Source organism: Alienimonas sp. DA493 (assembly GCF_043951915.1).
GTDB lineage: Bacteria > Planctomycetota > Planctomycetia > Planctomycetales > Planctomycetaceae > Alienimonas.
On record NZ_JBINJD010000368.1, the window covers coordinates 1 to 538 of the forward strand.

General features: G+C 80.1%; 1 protein-coding gene. It reads right to left on the reverse strand.

All coding sequences use genetic code 11. The features are described from left to right. Positions 1 to 43: 43 nt before the first annotated feature. Positions 44 to 538, reverse strand: a 495-nt coding sequence (locus ACG2DA_RS23060; protein ID WP_395259064.1) for a S41 family peptidase, incomplete at its 5' end; no start/stop codon positions are given.

The window sequence follows — 538 nt, forward strand, 5'->3', positions numbered from 1 at the left end:
TCGGCTCGCGCCTCGGGCTGCCGAGGCGTGAGGCCCGCCCGGCTCACCGGCGCCGCAGGAGGCGGAGGGCGGCTTGGACGTCCGGTTGCTCGTGCAGCGGCAGGCTGGTTTGGGGGACGCGGGGGCCGTCGGCGCCGCGGGCCGCGCGGCTCGGGCGGTAGGCGCTGCTGCGGTCGCCGCGGATCCCGGCGGTCGGGTCGGCGGCGGCGAACAGGTCGTCCGGCGTGCCCGTCGGCCCCGCGGCCGCGTCCGGCCGGGCGCCGGCGCCGGCGTCGAACTCCCCGGGGGCGTCGGCGTGCTCGGGGGTCGGCACGTCCGGGGAAAGGCCCAGCCCCGCGTAGTTGCGGCCGCGGGGGGAGTAGAACCGGGCCGTCGTCAGCTTCAGGCCGCTGCCGCGGCCGCCCCGCTCCAGCGCCGCCCAGCCGCCCCGGCCGGCCGACCGCGGGGCGTCGCCCAGATCGACGATGCTCTGCACGCTCCATTTGCCGTAGGTCGTGCGGCCCACGATCGTCCCCCGGCCGTGGTCCCGCAGGCAGCC